This is a genomic window from Streptomyces sp. NPDC048002, assembly GCF_040653275.1.
Classification (GTDB): Bacteria; Actinomycetota; Actinomycetes; order Streptomycetales; family Streptomycetaceae; genus Streptomyces.
Genome location: NZ_JBEZNL010000035.1, coordinates 1 through 18,319 on the forward strand (window position 1 = coordinate 1; position 18,319 = coordinate 18,319).

At 71.6% G+C, this 18,319-nt stretch carries 15 protein-coding genes; 9 read left to right on the plus strand and 6 right to left on the minus strand.

All coding sequences use genetic code 11. The features are described 5' to 3' along the window. A partial coding sequence (locus tag AB0E07_RS30765; RefSeq protein ID WP_362259497.1) for a sulfatase occupies window positions 1-1,419 on the plus strand: 1,419 nt, incomplete at its 5' end. Between the two features lie 353 nt (window positions 1,420-1,772). Here AB0E07_RS30765 and AB0E07_RS30770 read toward each other — a convergent pair. Next, entirely contained in the window at window positions 1,773-3,518 is a 1,746-nt protein-coding gene (locus tag AB0E07_RS30770) for a glycoside hydrolase family 3 N-terminal domain-containing protein (RefSeq protein ID WP_362259499.1), read from the minus strand. 16 nt (window positions 3,519-3,534) lie between these two features. After that, the gene (locus AB0E07_RS30775) at window positions 3,535-4,818 is read right to left on the minus strand and encodes an MFS transporter (RefSeq protein ID WP_362259502.1); all 1,284 of its coding nucleotides are present in this window, start codon (window positions 4,816-4,818) and stop codon (window positions 3,535-3,537) included. Window positions 4,819-4,999: 181 nt separating this feature from the next. Between AB0E07_RS30775 and AB0E07_RS30780 the strand changes: the two genes are divergently transcribed. From AB0E07_RS30780 to AB0E07_RS30805, 6 genes are all read left to right on the plus strand, one after another. Next, on the plus strand, window positions 5,000-5,635 hold the full coding sequence (locus AB0E07_RS30780; RefSeq protein WP_362259505.1) for a TetR family transcriptional regulator: 636 nt from the start codon (window positions 5,000-5,002) through the stop codon (window positions 5,633-5,635). A 137-nt stretch (window positions 5,636-5,772) separates the two neighbouring features. Continuing rightward, entirely contained in the window at window positions 5,773-6,450 is a 678-nt protein-coding gene (locus AB0E07_RS30785; protein ID WP_362259507.1) for a spermidine synthase, read from the plus strand. Window positions 6,451-6,593: 143 nt separating this feature from the next. Continuing rightward, window positions 6,594-7,331 (plus strand): response regulator transcription factor, encoded by a 738-nt coding sequence (locus AB0E07_RS30790; protein WP_362259510.1) that lies wholly within the window; start codon window positions 6,594-6,596, stop codon window positions 7,329-7,331. Then, window positions 7,328-8,437 (plus strand): ATP-binding protein, encoded by a 1,110-nt coding sequence (locus tag AB0E07_RS30795; protein ID WP_362259512.1) that lies wholly within the window; start codon window positions 7,328-7,330, stop codon window positions 8,435-8,437. Before AB0E07_RS30790 ends, AB0E07_RS30795 begins: the two co-directional genes overlap by 4 nt. Before the next feature lie 281 nt (window positions 8,438-8,718). After that, a complete protein-coding gene (locus AB0E07_RS30800; RefSeq protein WP_362259515.1) occupies window positions 8,719-12,501 on the plus strand; it encodes a multifunctional oxoglutarate decarboxylase/oxoglutarate dehydrogenase thiamine pyrophosphate-binding subunit/dihydrolipoyllysine-residue succinyltransferase subunit in 3,783 nt (1,260 codons plus the stop codon). Window positions 12,502-12,588: 87 nt separating this feature from the next. Beyond that, a complete protein-coding gene (locus tag AB0E07_RS30805) occupies window positions 12,589-12,768 on the plus strand; it encodes a DUF6104 family protein (RefSeq protein ID WP_362259518.1) in 180 nt (59 codons plus the stop codon). A 367-nt stretch (window positions 12,769-13,135) separates the two neighbouring features. Here AB0E07_RS30805 and AB0E07_RS30810 read toward each other — a convergent pair whose 3' ends face one another. Then, entirely contained in the window at window positions 13,136-14,023 is an 888-nt protein-coding gene (locus AB0E07_RS30810; protein WP_362259521.1) for a hypothetical protein, read from the minus strand. 147 nt (window positions 14,024-14,170) lie between these two features. Here AB0E07_RS30810 and AB0E07_RS30815 point away from each other — a divergent pair, with 147 nt between their 5' ends. Together AB0E07_RS30815 and AB0E07_RS30820 are read left to right on the plus strand one after the other, a co-directional pair. Beyond that, complete coding sequence (locus tag AB0E07_RS30815) at window positions 14,171-15,160, plus strand: hypothetical protein (protein WP_362259688.1); 990 nt, start codon at window positions 14,171-14,173, stop codon at window positions 15,158-15,160. A gap of 1 nt (window position 15,161) precedes the next feature. Beyond that, entirely contained in the window at window positions 15,162-16,199 is a 1,038-nt protein-coding gene (locus AB0E07_RS30820) for a helix-turn-helix transcriptional regulator (protein ID WP_362259524.1), read from the plus strand. Window positions 16,200-16,433: 234 nt separating this feature from the next. On the opposite strand, the gene AB0E07_RS30825 is transcribed toward AB0E07_RS30820, so the two are convergent. From AB0E07_RS30825 to AB0E07_RS30835, 3 genes are all read right to left on the minus strand, one after another. Beyond that, window positions 16,434-16,997 (minus strand): Clp protease N-terminal domain-containing protein, encoded by a 564-nt coding sequence (locus AB0E07_RS30825; RefSeq protein WP_362259527.1) that lies wholly within the window; start codon window positions 16,995-16,997, stop codon window positions 16,434-16,436. After that, window positions 16,997-17,206 (minus strand): HTH domain-containing protein, encoded by a 210-nt coding sequence (locus AB0E07_RS30830; protein ID WP_014674937.1) that lies wholly within the window; start codon window positions 17,204-17,206, stop codon window positions 16,997-16,999. The genes AB0E07_RS30825 and AB0E07_RS30830 overlap by 1 nt, the downstream gene beginning before the upstream one ends. Window positions 17,207-17,319: 113 nt before the next feature. Next, the gene (locus AB0E07_RS30835; RefSeq protein WP_362259531.1) at window positions 17,320-18,285 is read right to left on the minus strand and encodes a zinc-binding dehydrogenase; all 966 of its coding nucleotides are present in this window, start codon (window positions 18,283-18,285) and stop codon (window positions 17,320-17,322) included. Between the last annotated feature and the right edge of the window lie 34 nt (window positions 18,286-18,319).

Genomic DNA, 18,319 nt, shown 5'->3' on the forward strand with positions numbered 1-18,319 from the left:
GCGGCGCCGGCGGCGGGGCGGCGCCCGCGCACCGCCGCACCCGTGGCGAGCCGGCGCCCCCGCTCGGACGACCGGCCCAACATCCTCCTCGTGCTCACCGACGACCAGCCCAAGGAGACGGACTGGGCGCTGGGCCGTACCGCGGACTGGCTGGGCGGCGACGGCGTCACCTTCGAGCGGGCGCACGCCAACACCCCGCTGTGCGCACCGTCGAGGGCCTCGGTCATGACCGGCCGGTACGCCCACCGGCACGGCGTCCTGGACACCCGCCACCCCTACTACCTGGACCAGCGCACCACCGTGCAGCGCCGGCTGCGCGAGGCGGGCTACCGCACCGGCCTGTTCGGCAAGTACCTCAACTTCTGGCGCACCGGCGACCCGCCGCCCCACTTCGACGAGTGGCTGCTCCAGGAGCCGGTGCGCTACGTCGACGGCCACTACAACGACAACGGCACCGTCCGGAACATCCCCGGCTACAACACGACCGTCATCAAGAACCGCGCCCTGGACTTCATCGACGCCTCCCGCACCGACACGCGCCCCTGGTTCGCGTACGTGGCCACGCGCTCGGCCCACGAGGTGAACATCCCGGAGCCGCGGTACGCCCGCACCCGGGTGCCCGAGTGGCAGGGCAGGCCGTCGGTCTTCGAGACGGACAAGGACGACAAGCCGCCGTTCCTGCGGGCCGAGCGCCACACCTTCGCCGAGGGCCGGGACCTGCGCGCCCGTCAGTTGCGCACGCTGCTCTCGGTGGACGACGCGATGCACGACTTCCGCGCGAAGCTGCGCGCGCTCGGCCAGCTGGAGAACACGCTGGTGCTGTTCACCAGCGACCACGGCCTGTGCTGGGGCGACCACGGCTGGCTGCGCAAATCGGTGCCGTACCGGCCCGCCCTGGAGGTGCCGTTCCGACTGTCCTGGCCGGCGGGCGGACTCGGCGCGTCGCGCTCCGACGACCGGCTCACGGGTCTGATCGACATCGCGCCGACCTTCCTGGACGCGGCCGGTCTGCCGCCCGATCCCGGTCACGACGGCCACTCGCTGCTGGACCGGGACAACGACCGCCGGCATCTGCTCGCCGAGTGGTGGTGGAACCAGCAGGACCCGAAGCCGATCCACAGCTGGCGCTCGCTGATCGGGAAGACGGAGCAGTACACGGAGTACCGACGGATCCGCCTCGACCACGCCGGCCGCCCGACGCTCGGCGACGGAAAGGTGCTGTTCCGGGAGCACTACGACCTGCGCGCCGACCCCTTCCAGCTCGACAACCGGCTGCCCACGGCGAGCACGGCGGAGGAACAGCGGCTCGGCATCCCCGGTCTGGCGAAGGACCTGGCGACGGCGGCGCCTGACGGACCGGGGCAGCACCCTCACGGAACGGGCAAGCGCGGTCGCCCTACCGGGCCAAGGGGCGGGTGATCGCCCTGCGGGCCAAGAGACCGACGGTCGCCTTACGAGTCAGGTGGGCCGGCGGTTCACCCAGCGAGACAAGAGGCCAGGCGGCGGCCCTACGGGCAAGGGGGCGGGCGGGCGCCCTGCAAGGCCAAAGGCCAGGCAGCCGCCCCGCGGGCAAAAGGCCAAGCGGTCACCCTGCGGGCATGGGGCGGGCGGTGCCCGACCGGTCAGGAGTCAGGCACCCACCCGCCCCGGCCGACGGGGTCCGGCCGCCGACGGGGCCCGGTCAGGGGCCCGGTCCGGCCATGGGCCCGCTCAGGGGCCCGGTCCGGCCATGGGCCCGGTCAGGGGCCCCGTCAGGGGGCCTCCCTGTGTTCTCACAGGGGCAGGCCGTGTCCCTGCGGGAAGACCGGGTCCTCCGTGTCGTCGGGTACGTCCGGGCGGGAGGCCTCCACGGCGGCCATGGAGCGGGGCAGTTCGAAGGGCAGCCGCCCCTCCGCGCGGGCCCGCCCGAAGGCCACGTCGAGCAGCGCCGCGTCCGACGCGCCGTAGTCGGCGACCAGCGCGGCGGCCCGCTCGGCGATCTCGGGCAGGACGGCCGGCCGCTCCAGGTTGACGCAGACCAGGGTCGGCACCGTCTCCAGCAGCCGCAGGATCTCCTTCAGCTCGTCGTCGGGGAAGGCCAGTGACCCCGAGTGGAAGAACGACTCGAACAGACCGGGCCGCTGCTCGTACGGGGTGCGCAGCCGCAGGACGGCCAGGTCAGCCTCGGCGGGATCGGCGACGACCTCTCCGTAGGCCGCGGCCGTCCCGGCGGCGACGCCCTGGACGTACAGCCGGGGGCGTCCGGTGACCGGCAGCGCGGCCCGGTTGGTGAGAACGGTGAGGGAGCGGCGCTGGGCGTCGTCGCCGAGCGCGGTGAACTCGGCGGCGCCGACGGTCCGCTCGGCGAGGTCGACGTCGACGTACGGGTTCTCGAAGAGGCCCAGCACGAACTTCTCGCGCAGCACCCGCCGCACCGACCCGTCGAGCCGTTCCTCGGAGATCCGGCCCGCGCGCACCAGTTCGACGATCACCTCGGGGCACTGTTCGCCGCCGAACTGGTCGGTGCCCGCGTCCAGCGCCTTCGCGGCGCGCTCGGCGACGCTCAGGTGCTCCACTCCCCAGGCCCGCGCCTCGGCGGGTTCGCCCATGATCTCGGCGTCGGTGAGCAGGCCCCAGTCGGTGCAGATGATGCCGTCGAAGCCCAGGCGTTCACGGAGCAGACCGGTCAGGACGTCCTTGTTGAAGCCGAAGCCGACCTCCTCCCAGTCGGTGCCGACGGGCTGGCCGTAGTACGGCATCATCTGCGAGCAGCCGGCCTCGACGGCGGCGACGAACGGCGCGAGGTGGTGCTCGCGCATGCCGCCCGGGTAGACCTGCTCCTTGCCGTGCGGGAAGTGCGGGTCCTCGCCGTCCTTCTGCGGGCCGCCGCCGGGGAAGTGCTTGACCATGGCGGCGACGGACTCGGGGCCCAGCCGAGGCCCCTGGAGGCCCCGGACGTAGGCGCGCACCAGTTCGCTCGCCGTCTCGGCGCTGGAGCCGAAGGTGCCCGACTGGCGCGACCAGCGCGGCTCGGTCGCCAGGTCGATCTGCGGGTGCAGCGCGACCCGGAAGCCGACCGCGAGGTACTCGCGCCGGACGGTGTCAGCGAACCGCTCCACCAGCTCGGGATCGCCGATCGCGGCGAGGCCCAGCGGTTCGGGCCAGGCGGAGAAGTCACCGGAGTTGAAGGAGGCTCCGGGGTTGTCGGTGAAGGTGTGGCGCGGGTCGGTGGAGAGGGTGACCGGGATGCCCAGCCGGGTGCCCGCCGCGAGTTCCTGGATCCGGTTGGCCCACGTCGCCATGGCCCGGGCGCTGCCCTGGCCGACGAGGTTGAAGTGGGTCAGGTGCCGGCCGGTGACCAGCTCCGTGGTGCCGAGCCGGAGGAACGGCCCCTGTTCGGCGAGGGTGCCGTCGGGGTTCATCGACACCATGGTGTGGAACAGCTGGCCCGCCTTCTCCTCAAGGGTCATACGGGCGAGGAGGTCGTCGACGCGCTCGTCGACGGGCAGCTGCGGATCGCGGTACGCGGGCGTGGTCATCCCGGTCCCTTCCTTGTTACTTGACGGTGCGGATGAACTGGACGGCGAGCGCGCCCAGCACGGCGGCGACGGCGCCGAAGAGGAACAGCGCGCCGTAGTTGCCGCCGCCGCCGATCGCGAGGAGCGCGGGGGCGGCGATGGGGACGAGGGACTGCGGGAGGGCGTTGCCGATGTTCAGCACGCCCATGTCCTTGGCGGACTCCTCGGGGTTGGGCAGCACCGCGGCGGCGAGCGCCATGTCGACCGAGAGGTACAGGCCCTCGCCGAAGCCGAAGACGACCAGGGCGGCGACGTACATGCCGAAGGACTGCGCGGAGGCGATCATCGCGAGGCTGACGGCCATGATCAGCGAGGAGCCGAGCACGTACGGCTTGCGGCGGCCGGAGCGGTCGGAGAGCTGGCCGCCGAGGACCGAGCCGAGCACGATCGCCACGACCATGGCGAGGGTGCCGGTGAACACCTTGGCGGTGACGTCGTCCTCGCTGTATCCGAGGCGGTCCATGAGGAAGTAGACCTGGTAGCTGGTGACACAGGAGGCGGCGGTGAAGACCAGGAAGCGGCCGGCGAAGTTCCACGCGAAGTCGGGGTGCTTGCGGGGGTTCACCCAGAAGCTGCGCAGGAACTCCCGGAAGCTGTACGGCTGGAAGGCGCCCGGGCGGGCGGGGCGGTCCTTCATGACGGCGGCCAGCGAGCCGACGGCGACCACACCGATGGCACCCGGCACCAGGAAGGCGAGGGCGATCGAGTCGCTGAACACCTGGGCCAGCGCCGATCCGGCGATCATCGCGAACGGGGTGGCCACGCCGACCATGCCGGAGACCCGGGCCATCTGCGCCTGGGGGATCAGGTCGGGGATGCAGGAGGTCAGGGCGGCGAGGGCGGCGTTGATGCCGAGCTGGGCGAGGGCCCAGCCGAGGAGCAGGGTCGGCACGTTCGAGCCTGCGGCGACCACGGCCAGTCCGGCGAGCCCGGCCAGCATGCCGCCGAGCAGCCAGGGGCGGCGGCGCCCGAAGCGGCTGGTGGTGCGGTCGGACAGGGCGCCGAAGACGGGGTTGCCGAGCATCGCGAGCAGCGCGCCGACGGACAGCACCTGGCCGAGGGCGGTACCGCGCTCGCCCTCCGGCACGATCTGGCTGACGCGCAGGGCGAGGGTCACCATCACCGGGGTGAGGACGGCGAGATAGGCGCCGAACTGGGCGAAGGCGAGGGTCAGGACCAGCTTGGCGGGGGCGGCCTGCTGGGGGAGCTCGGGCGAGGGAGCGGTCGTCTCGCCGAGCGGGGCGTCGTGGCTCACGGCCATGCGGCACTCCAGGGGGACGGGGGCGGCTGCGTTGCCGCACCTGGCGACCCCAGAGAAGCAGCAAAACCGAGCAGGTACTAGGTTTCTTCGACGTGGCCAGAATCATGCTGCACATGGCTTGTATTACTGGCTGGTTACACGTGTAATCGTCGCTTTTCACACCTCGGTTAAGGTGACTCGCATGGAGCCCAAGGTGACCCGCAGGACGTACGCCGTCGGCGACGAGCGCCGCTCGCGCATCCTCGACGCGGCCGTCGAGCACTTCGCCCAGTGGGGCTTCCACGCCTCCTCACTGGCCCGCATCGCCAAGGACGTCGGGATCACCCAGGGCGGCCTGCTGCACCACTTCCGCAGCAAGGAGGACCTGCTGGTGCAGGTCCTGGAGCGGGCCGAGGAGCAGGACAAGGAACGGTTCTTCGCCGAGCGGTACACCTCCGCCACCGCCTGCTACGCGGGACTGGTCCGGCTCACCGAGCACAACGCGGCCCGGCCCGGCCGCACCCGGATGTTCAACGTGCTGCTGGCCGAGGCCGGCGACGTCGGCCACCCCGCGCACGCCTACTTCGTCCGCCGCTACGCCGAGCTGGTCGACGTCATGTCCGACTCCCTGCGTCTCGCGGTCGCGGACGGCGAACTGAGGCCCGACACCGACGTGGTCGAGCTGGCCGAGGAGACGGCCGCCGTCATGGACGGCCTCCAGCTCCAATGGCTCCTGAACCCCAGGGGCTTCGACATGGTCGCGCGGTTCCGCCAGTACGCGGACCGCCTGCTGCGCGCGGTGAAGACCGACGGGACGGGTCTGCCGGCCGGGGACTGAGGACGGACCTGCCGGACCGGGACTGAGGGCGGGCCCCGTGCCGGACGCGGGGACCGAGGCCGGACGCCCCCGCTCCGGACGCGGGAACCCAGGCCGGACGCCCCCGCTCCGATCACCGGAAGTGCCAGGATGAGCGGATGCCGACTGCGTACGACGCCCCTGAGGTCCTGGACCGTCGCGAAGGCCCGAACGGCGAGGTCGTTCTGCGGCGCCACGGTGAGCTGCTCCAGATCATCGCCAACGGATGCTTCCTGATGGACACCTCCGACGGCCGCTCCGAACGGCTCCTGGTCGACGCGGCCCGCGACACCCTCGGCGGACGGACCCGACCGGACCTGCTGATCGGCGGACTCGGCGTGGGGTTCTCGCTCGCACACGCCGCCGCCGACCCGCTCTGGGGCCGGATCGCGGTGGTCGAACGCGAGCGGGCCATCATCGACTGGCACCGCGCCGGCCCCCTGCGCGACCTCACGCAACAGGCCCTGACCGACCCGCGCGCCGAGATCGTCGAAGCGGATCTCGTCGAGTACGTCAATGAGACTTCCGACACGTTCGACGCGCTCTGCCTGGACATCGACAACGGCCCCGACTGGACCGTCACCGAGGGCAACCACAGCCTGTACTCAGCCGGCGGACTGGCAAGCTGCGCAAGGGTGTTGCGGCCCGGCGGGGTGCTCGCCGTGTGGTCCGCCCAACCCTCCCCGGAATTCGAAGAAACCTTGCGGAATGCCGGTTTCCATCAGGTGCGTACCGAAGAGATCCCCGTTGCCCGGGGCGTTCCCGACGTGGTGCATCTCGCCGTCCGACCTGGATAGCCGAGCCGTGGTGACTCCCCGTACGCTGCTGCCCTGGCGCGGATCATTCAAGCGTCAAGCGCAGGCCTGCGCCGGAACAGCACGGGCATGCGGATGAGAGGGATCACCCCACGGATTCCGGAAAGCAACTTCAGGGGCGGGCGATGGAGCAGACACACACCTCCCACAACGGCACGGCGACGACCCCGGGCGCACAGCGCCGGGTCCTGGTGGTCGAGGACGATCCGACCATCGTGGACGCCATCGCGGCCCGCCTGCGCGCCGAGGGATTCCTCGTGCAGACCGCGGGCGACGGGCCCACGGCCGTCGACACGGCGGAGGCATGGCAGCCCGACCTGCTGATCCTCGACATCATGCTGCCGGGCTTCGACGGCCTGGAGGTCTGCCGCCGGGTGCAGGCCGCGCGGCCGGTGCCGGTGCTGATGCTGACGGCGCGGGACGACGAGACCGACATGCTGGTCGGCCTCGGCGTGGGCGCCGACGACTACATGACCAAGCCGTTCTCGATGCGGGAGCTGGCGGCCCGGGTGCACGTGCTGCTGCGGCGGGTGGAGCGCGCCGCGATCGCGGCCACCACCCCGCGCAGCGGCATCCTGCGCCTGGGCGAGCTGGAGATCGACCACGCCCAGCGCCGGGTCCGCGTACGCAGCGAGGACGTCCACCTGACGCCCACCGAGTTCGACCTCCTGGTGTGCCTGGCGAACACCCCGCGCGCCGTGCTCTCCCGGGAGCAGCTGCTGGCGGAGGTCTGGGACTGGGCGGACGCCTCCGGCACCCGGACCGTGGACAGCCACATCAAGGCGCTGCGCCGGAAGATCGGCGCCGAGCGGATCCGTACGGTGCACGGCGTGGGCTACGCCCTGGAGACGCCGACGCCATGAGCGACGGGCCGGCCGCGCGGAGAGGCCCCGGGGAACCTCCCTGGGGCGGCGTACGTCCGTTCTCGATCAAGACCAAGCTGGGCGCGCTGGTCGTCATCTCGGTGCTGATCACCACCGGTCTGTCGGTGATCGCCGTGCAGACCAAGACCGAGCTGCGCTTCATCACGGTCTTCTCGATGATCGCCACCCTGCTCATCACCCAGTTCGTGGCGCACTCGCTGACCGCGCCGCTGGACGAGATGAACACGGTCGCCCGCTCCATCTCGCACGGCGACTACTCGCGCCGGGTGCGCGAGAACCGCCGGGACGAGCTGGGCGACCTGGCCGAGACGATCAACGTCATGGCCGACGAGCTGGAGGCGCAGGACCAGCAGCGCAAGGAGCTGGTCGCGAACGTCTCGCACGAGCTGCGCACCCCCATCGCGGGCTTGCGCGCGGTGCTGGAGAACATCGTCGACGGCGTCACCGAGGCCGACCCCGAGACCATGCGCACCGCGCTCAAGCAGACGGAGCGCCTCGGCCGGCTGGTGGACACCCTGATGGACCTCTCCCGCCTCGACAACGGCGTGGTGCCGCTGCGGAGGCGCCGCTTCGAGGTGTGGCCGTACCTGTCCGGGGTGCTGAAGGAGGCCAACATGGTCGCCTCCACGCGCGCGGGCATCGCCTCCGGCTCCGGCGGGCACACCCGTACGGACGTCCATCTGCACCTCGACGTCTCGCCGCCGGAGCTGACCGCGCACGCGGACCCCGAGCGCATCCACCAGGTGGTGGCGAATCTCATCGACAACGCGGTCAAGCACAGCCCGCCGCACGGCCGGGTCACCGTGAAGGCCCGGCGCGGGGACCGGCCGGAGTCGCTGGAGCTGGAGATCCTGGACGAGGGGCCCGGTATCCCGAGGTCGGAGTGGCACCGGGTCTTCGAGCGGTTCAACCGCGGTGCCGTGTCCGCGCCGCACGGTCCGGGCAGCGACGGCGGCACCGGTCTGGGGCTCGCCATCGCCCGCTGGGCGGTCGATCTGCACGGCGGCCGGATCGGAGTGGCCGAATCCGAGCGGGGTTGCAGGATTCTTGTCACTCTTCCGGGAGAGTCATCCGCGTCAGGTTGACGTAGGGTTCGATGCGGAGCCACAAGATCCACGGGCGTCGGGGCAGCCGGACACGTGTGATCAGGCAATGGCCCGCGCTTCTCGCGCGTCAGGCCCGGTACTCCTCGTACCCCGGAACACGGAACCACGCTTGTTTCCCGCCATTTCCAGGCCCGAAACACGGTTCCCAATGTGACTTACGCGACGATGAACGGGCCCGGACTGACCTTCCCGGCCGGGGAGGCGTAGCCTTTATTCCCGCTGTCCATCACCTTGTGAAGCGGAAGAGGGCGGTTGCCGCCGTGTCGCCACAGTCCCCCAGTAACTCGACCATCTCGACCGACACCGACCAAGCGGGCAAGAACCCCGCTGCGTCGTTCGGTGCCAATGAGTGGCTCGTCGACGAGATCTATCAGCAGTACCTCCAGGACCCGAACTCGGTAGACCGAGCCTGGTGGGACTTCTTCGCCGACTACAAGCCGGGAGCCCCGGCCGCGTCGGCTCCGGCGGCTCCCGCCGCGGCCCCGGCCGCTCCGGCGGCGCCCGCCGCGCCCGCTCCCGCCGTGGCGCCCGCCGCGCCGCAACCGGCCCCCGCCGCCGCGGCCCCGGCCGCTCCGGCCCAGGCCCCGGCTGCCGCTCCGGCACCGGCTCCGGCTCCGGCCAAGCCCGCCGCCGCCAAGCCGGCCGCGAAGGCGGCGCCCGCCGCCTCCGCCGCGCAGGGCCCCGAGCTGGTGACGCTGCGCGGCCCCGCCGCCGCGGTCGCGAAGAACATGAACGCCTCGCTGGAGGTGCCCACGGCCACGTCCGTGCGCGCGGTCCCGGTGAAGCTGCTCTTCGACAACCGCATCGTCATCAACAACCACCTCAAGCGGGCCCGGGGCGGGAAGATCTCCTTCACGCACCTGATCGGCTACGCGATGGTGCAGGCCATCAAGGCCATGCCGTCGATGAACTACTCCTTCGCGGAGAAGGACGGTAAGCCGACCCTGGTCAAGCCGGAGCACGTCAACTTCGGCCTCGCCATCGACCTGGTCAAGCCCAACGGCGACCGCCAGCTCGTGGTCGCGGGCATCAAGAAGGCCGAGACCCTGAACTTCTTCGAGTTCTGGCAGGCCTACGAGGACATCGTCCGCCGCGCCCGCGACGGCAAGCTCGGCATGGACGACTTCACCGGTGTGACGGTCTCCCTGACCAACCCCGGCGGCCTCGGCACCGTCCACTCGGTCCCGCGCCTGATGCCCGGCCAGTCGGTGATCATGGGCGTCGGCTCCATGGACTACCCGGCGGAGTTCCAGGGCACCTCCCAGGACACCCTGAACAAGCTCGGCATCTCGAAGGTCATGACGCTCACGTCGACCTACGACCACCGGGTCATCCAGGGCGCCGCCTCCGGCGAGTTCCTGCGCATCGTCGCCAACCTGCTGCTCGGCGAGAGCGGCTTCTACGACGACATCTTCGAGGCCCTGCGCATCCCCTACGAGCCGGTCCGCTGGCTCAAGGACATCGACGCGTCGCACGACGACGACGTCACCAAGGCCGCGCGCGTCTTCGAGCTGATCCACTCCTACCGGGTCCGCGGCCACGTCATGGCCGACACCGACCCGCTGGAGTACCGCCAGCGCAAGCACCCCGACCTGGACATCACCGAGCACGGCCTCACCCTGTGGGACCTGGAGCGGGAGTTCGCGGTCGGCGGCTTCGCCGGCAAGTCCCTGATGAAGCTGCGCGACATCCTCGGCGTGCTGCGCGACTCGTACTGCCGCACCACCGGCGTCGAGTTCATGCACATCCAGGACCCCAAGCAGCGCAAGTGGATCCAGGACCGCATCGAGCGCCCGCACACCAAGCCGGAGCGCGAGGAGCAGCTGCGCATCCTGCGCCGGCTGAACGCGGCGGAGGCCTTCGAGACCTTCCTCCAGACCAAGTACGTCGGCCAGAAGCGCTTCTCCCTGGAGGGCGGCGAGTCCGTCATCCCGCTGCTCGACGCGGTGATCGACTCCGCGGCCGAGTCGCGCCTGGACGAGGTCGTCATCGGCATGGCCCACCGCGGCCGGCTGAACGTGCTGGCGAACATCGTCGGCAAGTCGTACGCGCAGATCTTCCGCGAGTTCGAGGGCAACCTCGACCCGAAGTCGATGCACGGCTCCGGCGACGTGAAGTACCACCTGGGCGCCGAGGGCACCTTCACCGGTCTCGACGGCGAGCAGATCAAGGTCTCCCTGGTCGCGAACCCCTCGCACCTGGAGGCGGTGGACCCGGTCCTGGAGGGCGTGGCGCGCGCCAAGCAGGACATCATCAACAAGGGCGGCACGGACTTCACCGTCCTGCCGGTGGCCCTCCACGGCGACGCGGCCTTCGCGGGCCAGGGCGTGGTGGCCGAGACCCTGAACATGTCGCAGCTGCGCGGCTACCGCACCGGCGGCACGGTCCACATCGTCATCAACAACCAGGTCGGCTTCACCGCGGCCCCCGAGTCCTCGCGTTCCTCCATGTACGCGACGGACGTGGCCCGCATGATCGAGGCCCCGATCTTCCACGTGAACGGCGACGACCCGGAGGCCGTGGTCCGCGTCGCGCGGCTCGCCTTCGAGTTCCGCCAGGCGTTCAACAAGGACGTGGTGATCGACCTCATCTGCTACCGCCGCCGCGGTCACAACGAGTCGGACAACCCGGCCTTCACCCAGCCGCTGATGTACGACCTGATCGACAAGAAGCGCTCGGTGCGCAAGCTCTACACCGAGTCCCTCATCGGTCGCGGCGACATCACCCTGGAAGAGGCCGAGCAGGCGCTCCAGGACTACCAGGGCCAGCTGGAGAAGGTCTTCACGGAGGTCCGTGAGGCCACCTCGCAGCCGGCCGCCGCCGAGCCCTCGGAGCCGCAGGCCGAGTTCCCGGTCGCGGTGAACACCGCGGTCTCCGCCGAGGTCGTCAAGCGGATCGCCGAGTCCCAGGTCAACGTCCCGGACAGCATCACCGTCCACCCGCGGCTGCTGCCGCAGCTCCAGCGCCGGGCGGCGATGGTCGAGGACGGCACGATCGACTGGGGCATGGGCGAGACCCTGGCCGTCGGTTCGCTGCTCCTGGAGGGCGTCCCGGTCCGCCTCGCGGGCCAGGACTCCCAGCGCGGTACGTTCGGCCAGCGCCACGCGGTGATCATCGACCGTGAGACGGGCGACGAGTTCACCCCGCTGATGTACCTCTCCGAGGAGCAGGCGCGGCTGAACGTCTACAACTCCCTGCTCTCCGAATACGCGGCGATGGGCTTCGAGTACGGCTACTCGCTGGCCCGCCCCGAGTCGCTGGTGATGTGGGAGGCGCAGTTCGGCGACTTCGTCAACGGCGCCCAGACGGTCGTGGACGAGTTCATCTCGTCGGCGGAGCAGAAGTGGGGCCAGACGTCCGGCGTCACCCTGCTCCTCCCGCACGGCTACGAGGGCCAGGGCCCGGACCACTCCTCGGCCCGCCCGGAGCGGTTCCTCCAGCTCTGCGCCCAGAACAACATGACGGTCGCGATGCCGACGTCGCCGTCGAACTACTTCCACCTCCTGCGCTGGCAGGTGCACAACCCGCACCACAAGCCGCTGGTCGTCTTCACCCCGAAGTCGATGCTGCGTCTGAAGGCCGCGGCGGCGAAGGCGGAGGAGTTCACCACCGGCCAGTTCCGTCCGGTCATCGGCGACGCCTCCGTCGACCCGGCGGCCGTGCGCAAGGTCGTCTTCTGCGCGGGCAAGGTCTACTACGACCTGGAGGCCGAGCGTCAGAAGCGCGGTGTCACGGACACGGCGATCATCCGCATCGAGCGCCTGTACCCGCTGCCGGGTGCCGAGCTCCAGGCCGAGATCGCCAAGTACCCGAACGCCGAGAAGTACCTGTGGGCCCAGGAGGAGCCGGCGAACCAGGGCGCGTGGCCGTTCATCGCCCTGAACCTCATCGACCACCTGGACCTGGCGGTCGGCGCGGACGTCCCGCACGGCGAGCGCCTGCGCCGCATCTCGCGGCCGCACGGCTCGTCCCCGGCGGTGGGTTCCGCGAAGCGGCACCAGGCCGAGCAGGAGCAGCTGGTGCGTGAGGTGTTCGAGGCGTAACCGCCCTCGCAAGCCGTACGCGGCCGGGCCGCACCCCTCTCGTGGGGGGTGCGGCCCGGCCGTTTTCGCGCACTTATCCTGGACGGCATGTACTTCACGGACCGTGGCATCGAAGAGCTGGAGAAGCGGCGCGGCGCGGAGGAGGTCACCTTCGAGTGGCTCGCCGAGCAGCTGCGCACGTTCGTGGACCTGAACCCGGACTTCGAGGTACCCGTGGAACGGCTGGCGACGTGGCTCGCCCGACTGGACGACGAGGACGACGACTAGCGGCCCGTCAGCCGGGCGCCTGAGCGGGTGCCGTCCCTGGGGGCGCCTCTCGGGAGGCGCCCTTGGTGTTCGCCGGCGGAGGCCCCCGGTGGGGGGCGGGTCAGCGAGGACACGCAGGGCGCGGACCGGGGGTGCGGCGCGGACCGGGGGTGCGGCGCAGGCCGGGAAGCGCGGCGCGGGCCGGGGGGGTGCGGCGCGGGCCGGGGGGGTGCGGCGCGGGCCGGAGGGTACGGCGCGGGCCGGAGGGTACGGCGCAGGCCGGGGAGCTTGGGTCGTTCAGGGGGTGCGTTCGGTCGTGGGGCGACTCTGATGGAGGCGCGGCGCGCCTTTAGGCCCCTCTCGCGGACAAGTCCCCCGGGCGGGGACGCTAGTCGCGTGGCCGTGTCACGTCGTACGCGAGTCCCAGCGCGCCGTGCGCGAGCAGCAGCGCGCCCGCGGTGAGCCAGCCGCCGCTGCGGTGCCGCAGGCCCCAGAGCGCGGCCGGGAGGCCCGCCGCCACCTGGGCCAGGGCGAGGGCGCGCGCCCTCGGCGTGCCCGCCCAGGGGAGCCAGGGGCCCAGGCGGCTCACATCGACGGCCTCCAGTTCCGCGCGGACCGTCTCGCGCCAGCCCCCCGGCCACTCGACGGCACGTACGCCGGGTTCGGCACGGGCCGCCTCCCGCAGGCGGGCCGCGGGGTCACCGGGGACGAGACCGGCGGGCAGGGAGACACCCGCGCGCGTGAGGACCGCCAGCAGGCCACCGAGGCGGGCACGCGCGTCGGTGCCGGGTTCGGGCTCGGTGAGCCGTTCCAGGGACTCCATGTCCAGCACGGGATCCAGGCCCAGTCGGCCGGCGAAGGCGCTCATGGCCTCGTCCTCGCCCACCGGGGTGCCGTTGGCGAGCCAGATATACCCGACGGGACGGCGGAATCCAGACGCGAGGGTGTAGCCGGCGCGGTCCTCGTCCCACCACAGGGCGAGCACGGGCCAGGGCGCGCCGACGGCCAGGGCGCCGGCCCAGCCGGTGAGCACACGGTCGACCGGTTCGCCGTCGTCCGTCCAGGGCTCGCCCTCGGGACCGCCTTCGGGACCGCCCTCGGGACAGCCTTCGGGCACAAGGAGGCTCCACCCCTCCCCCGCGGGTGTGAGCAGCATCGGCCGGCGCAGGAGATGCGCGGCGGGGGCGACGGAGTCCGGCTCCGCCCGGCACAGCAGGAAGGCGCCGGGGGTGAGACCTCCGGACGGGGGACCGGTGCGGGGAGATGCCGACGACATGGTCACACGCTAGGTCGATTTGTTGTGGTTGGTCATATTCGACGGCCCGGATGCTCCCCGAAAGGGTGTCTTGACTTTCCGTGGGCGCGATATATCGTGATTGACAGGAGACGCGATATGGCGCGTTGCTACGGGGAGGTCGTCACCATGACCGAGTGGTCCGTCGCGGAGCCGACGAAGCTCACGTTCGACGAACCGGTGCGGGCGCTGCACGTCCGGATCGTCAATGGAACGGTGAACGTGGTGGGCACCGAGGAAGGTTCCGCCCGCCTGGAGGTCTCGGAGATCGAGGGGCCGCCCCTGGTGGTCACCCAGGAGGACGGCATCCTCACCGTCGCCTACGACGACCTGCCCTGGAAGGGCTTCCTGAAGTGGCTGGACCGCAAGGGCTGGCGGCGCAGCGCCGTGGTCTCCCTGGCGGTCCCGGCCGACACCCGTGTGGAGGTCGGCGTGGTCGGCGCGGGTGCCGTCGTCTCGGGGCTGAGCGGTCCCTCGGTGGTCAAGGGCGTCACCGGTGACACCACGCTGGTCGGAGTCTCGGGAGCGGTGCGCGCGGACACGGTCTCCGGGAACCTGGAGGCTCAGGCGGTCACCGGCGATCTGCGCTTCAACTCCGTCTCCGGGGACCTGACGGTCGTGGAGGGATCGGGACCCTCGGTGCGGGCGGACTCGGTCAGCGGCTCGATGATCGTCGACCTCGATCCGGAAGGTCCGACGGACGTCCGGCTGACCAGCGTCTCCGGTGAGATCGCCATCCGACTCCCCCAGCCGGCCGACGCCGACGTCGAGGCCAACACCGCCAGCGGCACCATCTCCAACGCCTTCGAGGGGCTCCGCGTGCACGGCCAGTGGGGTGCCCACAAGATCACCGGCCGGCTCGGGGCGGGCAACGGCAAACTGCGGGCGACAACCGTCTCCGGCTCCATCGCCCTGCTGCGCCGGCCGCCCCGCGAGGAGGAACCCTGGGACGCGGAGGCGTGGGAGGACGCCCCGGTGGAGGGCGGACCGGCCGAAGCGGGAGAGAATTCCGACTCCGGCCGGGACAACCCGCCCCCCACCGACGCCGACCTCGACACCGACGCCGACTCCGAATCCGGCGCCCCGGCCGACGGCACGACCGACAAGAAGGTGCTCTGACATGCCTCCCGTCTTCGCCCACGGCCGCCTCCGCCTGTACCTGCTGAAGCTCCTGGACGAGGCCCCGCGCCACGGCTACGAGGTGATCCGCCTTCTGGAGGAGCGTTTCCAGGGCCTTTACGCACCCTCGGCGGGCACGGTCTACCCCCGCCTGGCGAAGCTGGAGAGCGAGGGCCTGGTCACCCACACCACCGAGGGCGGCCGCAAGGTGTACGCGATCACCGACGCGGGGCGCGCCGAACTCGCCGACCGCAGCGGTGAACTGGCCGATCTGGAGCTGGAGATCAGGGAGTCGGTCGCGGAGCTGGCCGCCGAGATCCAGGCCGATGTGCGCGGCGCGGCCGGAGACCTTCGGCGCGAGATGCGGGCGGCGGCGTCCGAGGCCCGTCAGGGCAACGGCGCGAAGGGCGAGTCCCCCTTCGGCGACTTCTCCGATTTCACCGACAAGGAGGCCTGGCGCGCCGCGAAGGAGGAGATGCGGCGGGCCAAGCAGGAGTGGAAGGACCAGGCCCGGCGCGCGAAGGACGAGAGCCGGCGGGCCCGCGAGGAGGCCCAGCGCGCCCGGCGCCAGGCCAAGGAGGCCCAGGACCGGGCCCGTGCGCAGGCGCAGGAGGAGATGCAGCGCATCGCCAAGCGGGTCCAGGACCATGTGCAGGACCACTTCACGCGGGGCGACTGGCCGACCGGGGTGCGCGAGGGCCTGTCGGAACTGGCCAAGGAGTTCGGTGAGTTCGGAAAGGAGTTCGGCAAGGACGTCGGCCGGGACTTCGGCTTCGGCCGGCCGAGCACCCCGGGCGGCCCGGAGTTCACCAGGACCCCGGAGGACTTCCCGGCCGACCACGAACCCTCCTGGTCCCACGAACCCTCCACCGGAGACCCGGCCCGCGACCTGGACCGCCTCCTGGACCGCTTCCGGGACGACATCCGCGACGCGGCCCGCGACCACGGCATCACCCCGGACCAACTCCAGGAAGCCCGCCACCACCTCTCCTCAACAGCAGCCCGCATAGGAGCCCTACTCCGCACCCCCAAGCCATAGCCCCCACCAGAACCGCAGAAAACCACGCACTCCGTTCAGAACCGCAGGGAACTGCGCGCCCCGTTCAGGGGCGCGGGGAACTGCGCAAAGAACCACAACGCCGCCGCACCGAACCACCAACCCCCACCACAACACCCCCAGGGGCGCGGGGAACTGCGCGACCAGCCACAACGCCCCCGCACCCGACCACACCACCCAACCCCACCCCACCCCACCCCCGGAGGGCGCCGCCCCCTACCCGGCCTGCGCCTCCCCCACCCCGTACAACACCCGCGTCACACTCGCGTTGGTCACACCGTGACCGGCAAGCACCTCCGCCGCCACCCCGGGCCGGGCCGTGAGGGCCAGCAGAATGTGCTCGTCCCCGATCGACCGGTCCCGATGCGCCATGGCAATCCGCAGCGACCGCTCCAGGACGTTGCGGGCGTCCCGGCCGAACGAACGGCGCCCGGACCAACGGCCCTGCCCCTTGCGGTCACCGGACATCGCGCCAACCCCGTGCACCTCCTCCACCCGCGCGACGATCTCGGCGACGTCGATACCGAGACCGGCCAGAGCGTCGGAATCCGCCTGGGACAGACCGGCCCGCCGCCGCGCCTCGGCGAGCCCCTCCCGGACCGCGTCCCGGCGCTCCGCGAGCCCCAGCGCGGCCAACGCGAAGGAAGCCCGGCTGCCCTCCCGGTCGAGCAGGGAGAGCAGCATGTGCTCGGCGTCCACCGTGCCCGCCCCCGACCGTTCCGCATGCTCGACCGCGCCCGTCACCACCGCCCGGGCGTCCTTCGTGAACCGCTCGAACATCAATGCCTCCCGTACTTCTTGTGCACGGCCTGCCTGCTGACCCCGAGCTCCGCGGCGATCTCCTGCCACGACCAGCCCTGATTGCGCGCACTGCGCACCTGCACCGCCTCCAGCTGCTCCAGCAGCCGGCGCAGCGCCGCGACGGCACGAAGGCCGACCCTCGGATCACGGTCGCCCGCGCGCTCGGCGAGATCGGTTGCCTCACTCATGCTGTCAACTTAGATTGACACTCCGCCTCGCGTCAACCCCGGTTGACAGCAGGGCATGGAGAAGGCGGGCCCGGAAGAAGCCCGGACCCGCCTGCCAGAAGCCGCTGGGACGCTCAGGAGTTGGAGAGCACGATCTTTCCGAACTGGTCGCCCGAGGCCAGCCGTTCGAAGCCCTCACGCGCCCGGTCCATCGGGAGCTCCTCGTCGATGACGGGACGGACCCCGGTGGCGGCGCAGAAGGAGAGGAGGTCCTCCAGTTCGTCCTTGGTCCCCATGGTCGAGCCGACGACCTTCAGCTCCAGGAAGAAGATCCGCGTCAGCTCCGCGTGCGAGGGCCGGTCACCGCTCGTGGCACCGGAGATCACGACGGTGCCGCCGGGCCGGAGCGACTTGACCGAGTGCGACCAGGTGGCGGCACCGACGGTCTCGATGACGGCGTCCACCCGCTGCGGCAGCCGCGCGCCGGGCTCCACCGCCTCCACGGCGCCCAGCTCAAGCGCCCGCTTGCGCTTCGCCTCGTCCCGGCTGGTGGCGAAGACCCGCAGCCCCGCGGCCTTGCCCAGCACGATGGCGGCCGTGGCGACACCGCCACCGGCCCCCTGCACCAGGACGGAGTCACCGGGGCGCACCCCGGCGTTGGTGAAGAGCATCCGGTACGCCGTCAGCCAGGCCGTGGGCAGACAGGCCGCCTCCGCGAAGGACAGCTCCTTGGGCTTGGGCAGGATGTTCCAGGTCGGCACGGCGACCTGTTCGGCGAAGGTGCCCTGGTAGCGCTCGGTGAGGATGGAGCGTGGCTCCCTCGGGCCCACGCCATGGCCGCTCTGGCCGATGACGGAGTGCAGGACGACCTCGTTGCCGTCCTCGTCGACGCCCGCGGCGTCGCAGCCGAGGATCATCGGCAGCTTGTCCTCCGCGAGGCCCACGCCCCGCAGGGACCACAGGTCGTGGTGGTTGAGGGAGGCGGCCTTGACGTTGACGACGCTCCAGCCGGGGCGGGCCTCGGGGGCGGGCCGCTCCCCCAACTCAAGGCCGGTGAGCGGCTGGTCGCGGTCGATTCGGGCGGCGTAGACGGCGAACATGACCTTGACGATAGGCGCGCGCCCGCGGCTGCGG

Coding starts and splice junctions, on each gene's coding strand:
- AB0E07_RS30770 (WP_362259499.1), bottom strand. CDS start 3,518: ATGACCACGCCCGCGTACCGCGATCCGCAGCTGCCCGTCGACGAGCGC.
- AB0E07_RS30775 (WP_362259502.1), bottom strand. CDS start 4,818: ATGGCCGTGAGCCACGACGCCCCGCTCGGCGAGACGACCGCTCCCTCG.
- AB0E07_RS30780 (WP_362259505.1), top strand. CDS start 5,000: ATGGAGCCCAAGGTGACCCGCAGGACGTACGCCGTCGGCGACGAGCGC.
- AB0E07_RS30785 (WP_362259507.1), top strand. CDS start 5,773: ATGCCGACTGCGTACGACGCCCCTGAGGTCCTGGACCGTCGCGAAGGC.
- AB0E07_RS30790 (WP_362259510.1), top strand. CDS start 6,594: ATGGAGCAGACACACACCTCCCACAACGGCACGGCGACGACCCCGGGC.
- AB0E07_RS30795 (WP_362259512.1), top strand. CDS start 7,328: ATGAGCGACGGGCCGGCCGCGCGGAGAGGCCCCGGGGAACCTCCCTGG.
- AB0E07_RS30805 (WP_362259518.1), top strand. CDS start 12,589: ATGTACTTCACGGACCGTGGCATCGAAGAGCTGGAGAAGCGGCGCGGC.
- AB0E07_RS30810 (WP_362259521.1), bottom strand. CDS start 14,023: ATGTCGTCGGCATCTCCCCGCACCGGTCCCCCGTCCGGAGGTCTCACC.
- AB0E07_RS30815 (WP_362259688.1), top strand. CDS start 14,171: ATGACCGAGTGGTCCGTCGCGGAGCCGACGAAGCTCACGTTCGACGAA.
- AB0E07_RS30820 (WP_362259524.1), top strand. CDS start 15,162: ATGCCTCCCGTCTTCGCCCACGGCCGCCTCCGCCTGTACCTGCTGAAG.
- AB0E07_RS30825 (WP_362259527.1), bottom strand. CDS start 16,997: ATGTTCGAGCGGTTCACGAAGGACGCCCGGGCGGTGGTGACGGGCGCG.
- AB0E07_RS30830 (WP_014674937.1), bottom strand. CDS start 17,206: ATGAGTGAGGCAACCGATCTCGCCGAGCGCGCGGGCGACCGTGATCCG.
- AB0E07_RS30835 (WP_362259531.1), bottom strand. CDS start 18,285: ATGTTCGCCGTCTACGCCGCCCGAATCGACCGCGACCAGCCGCTCACC.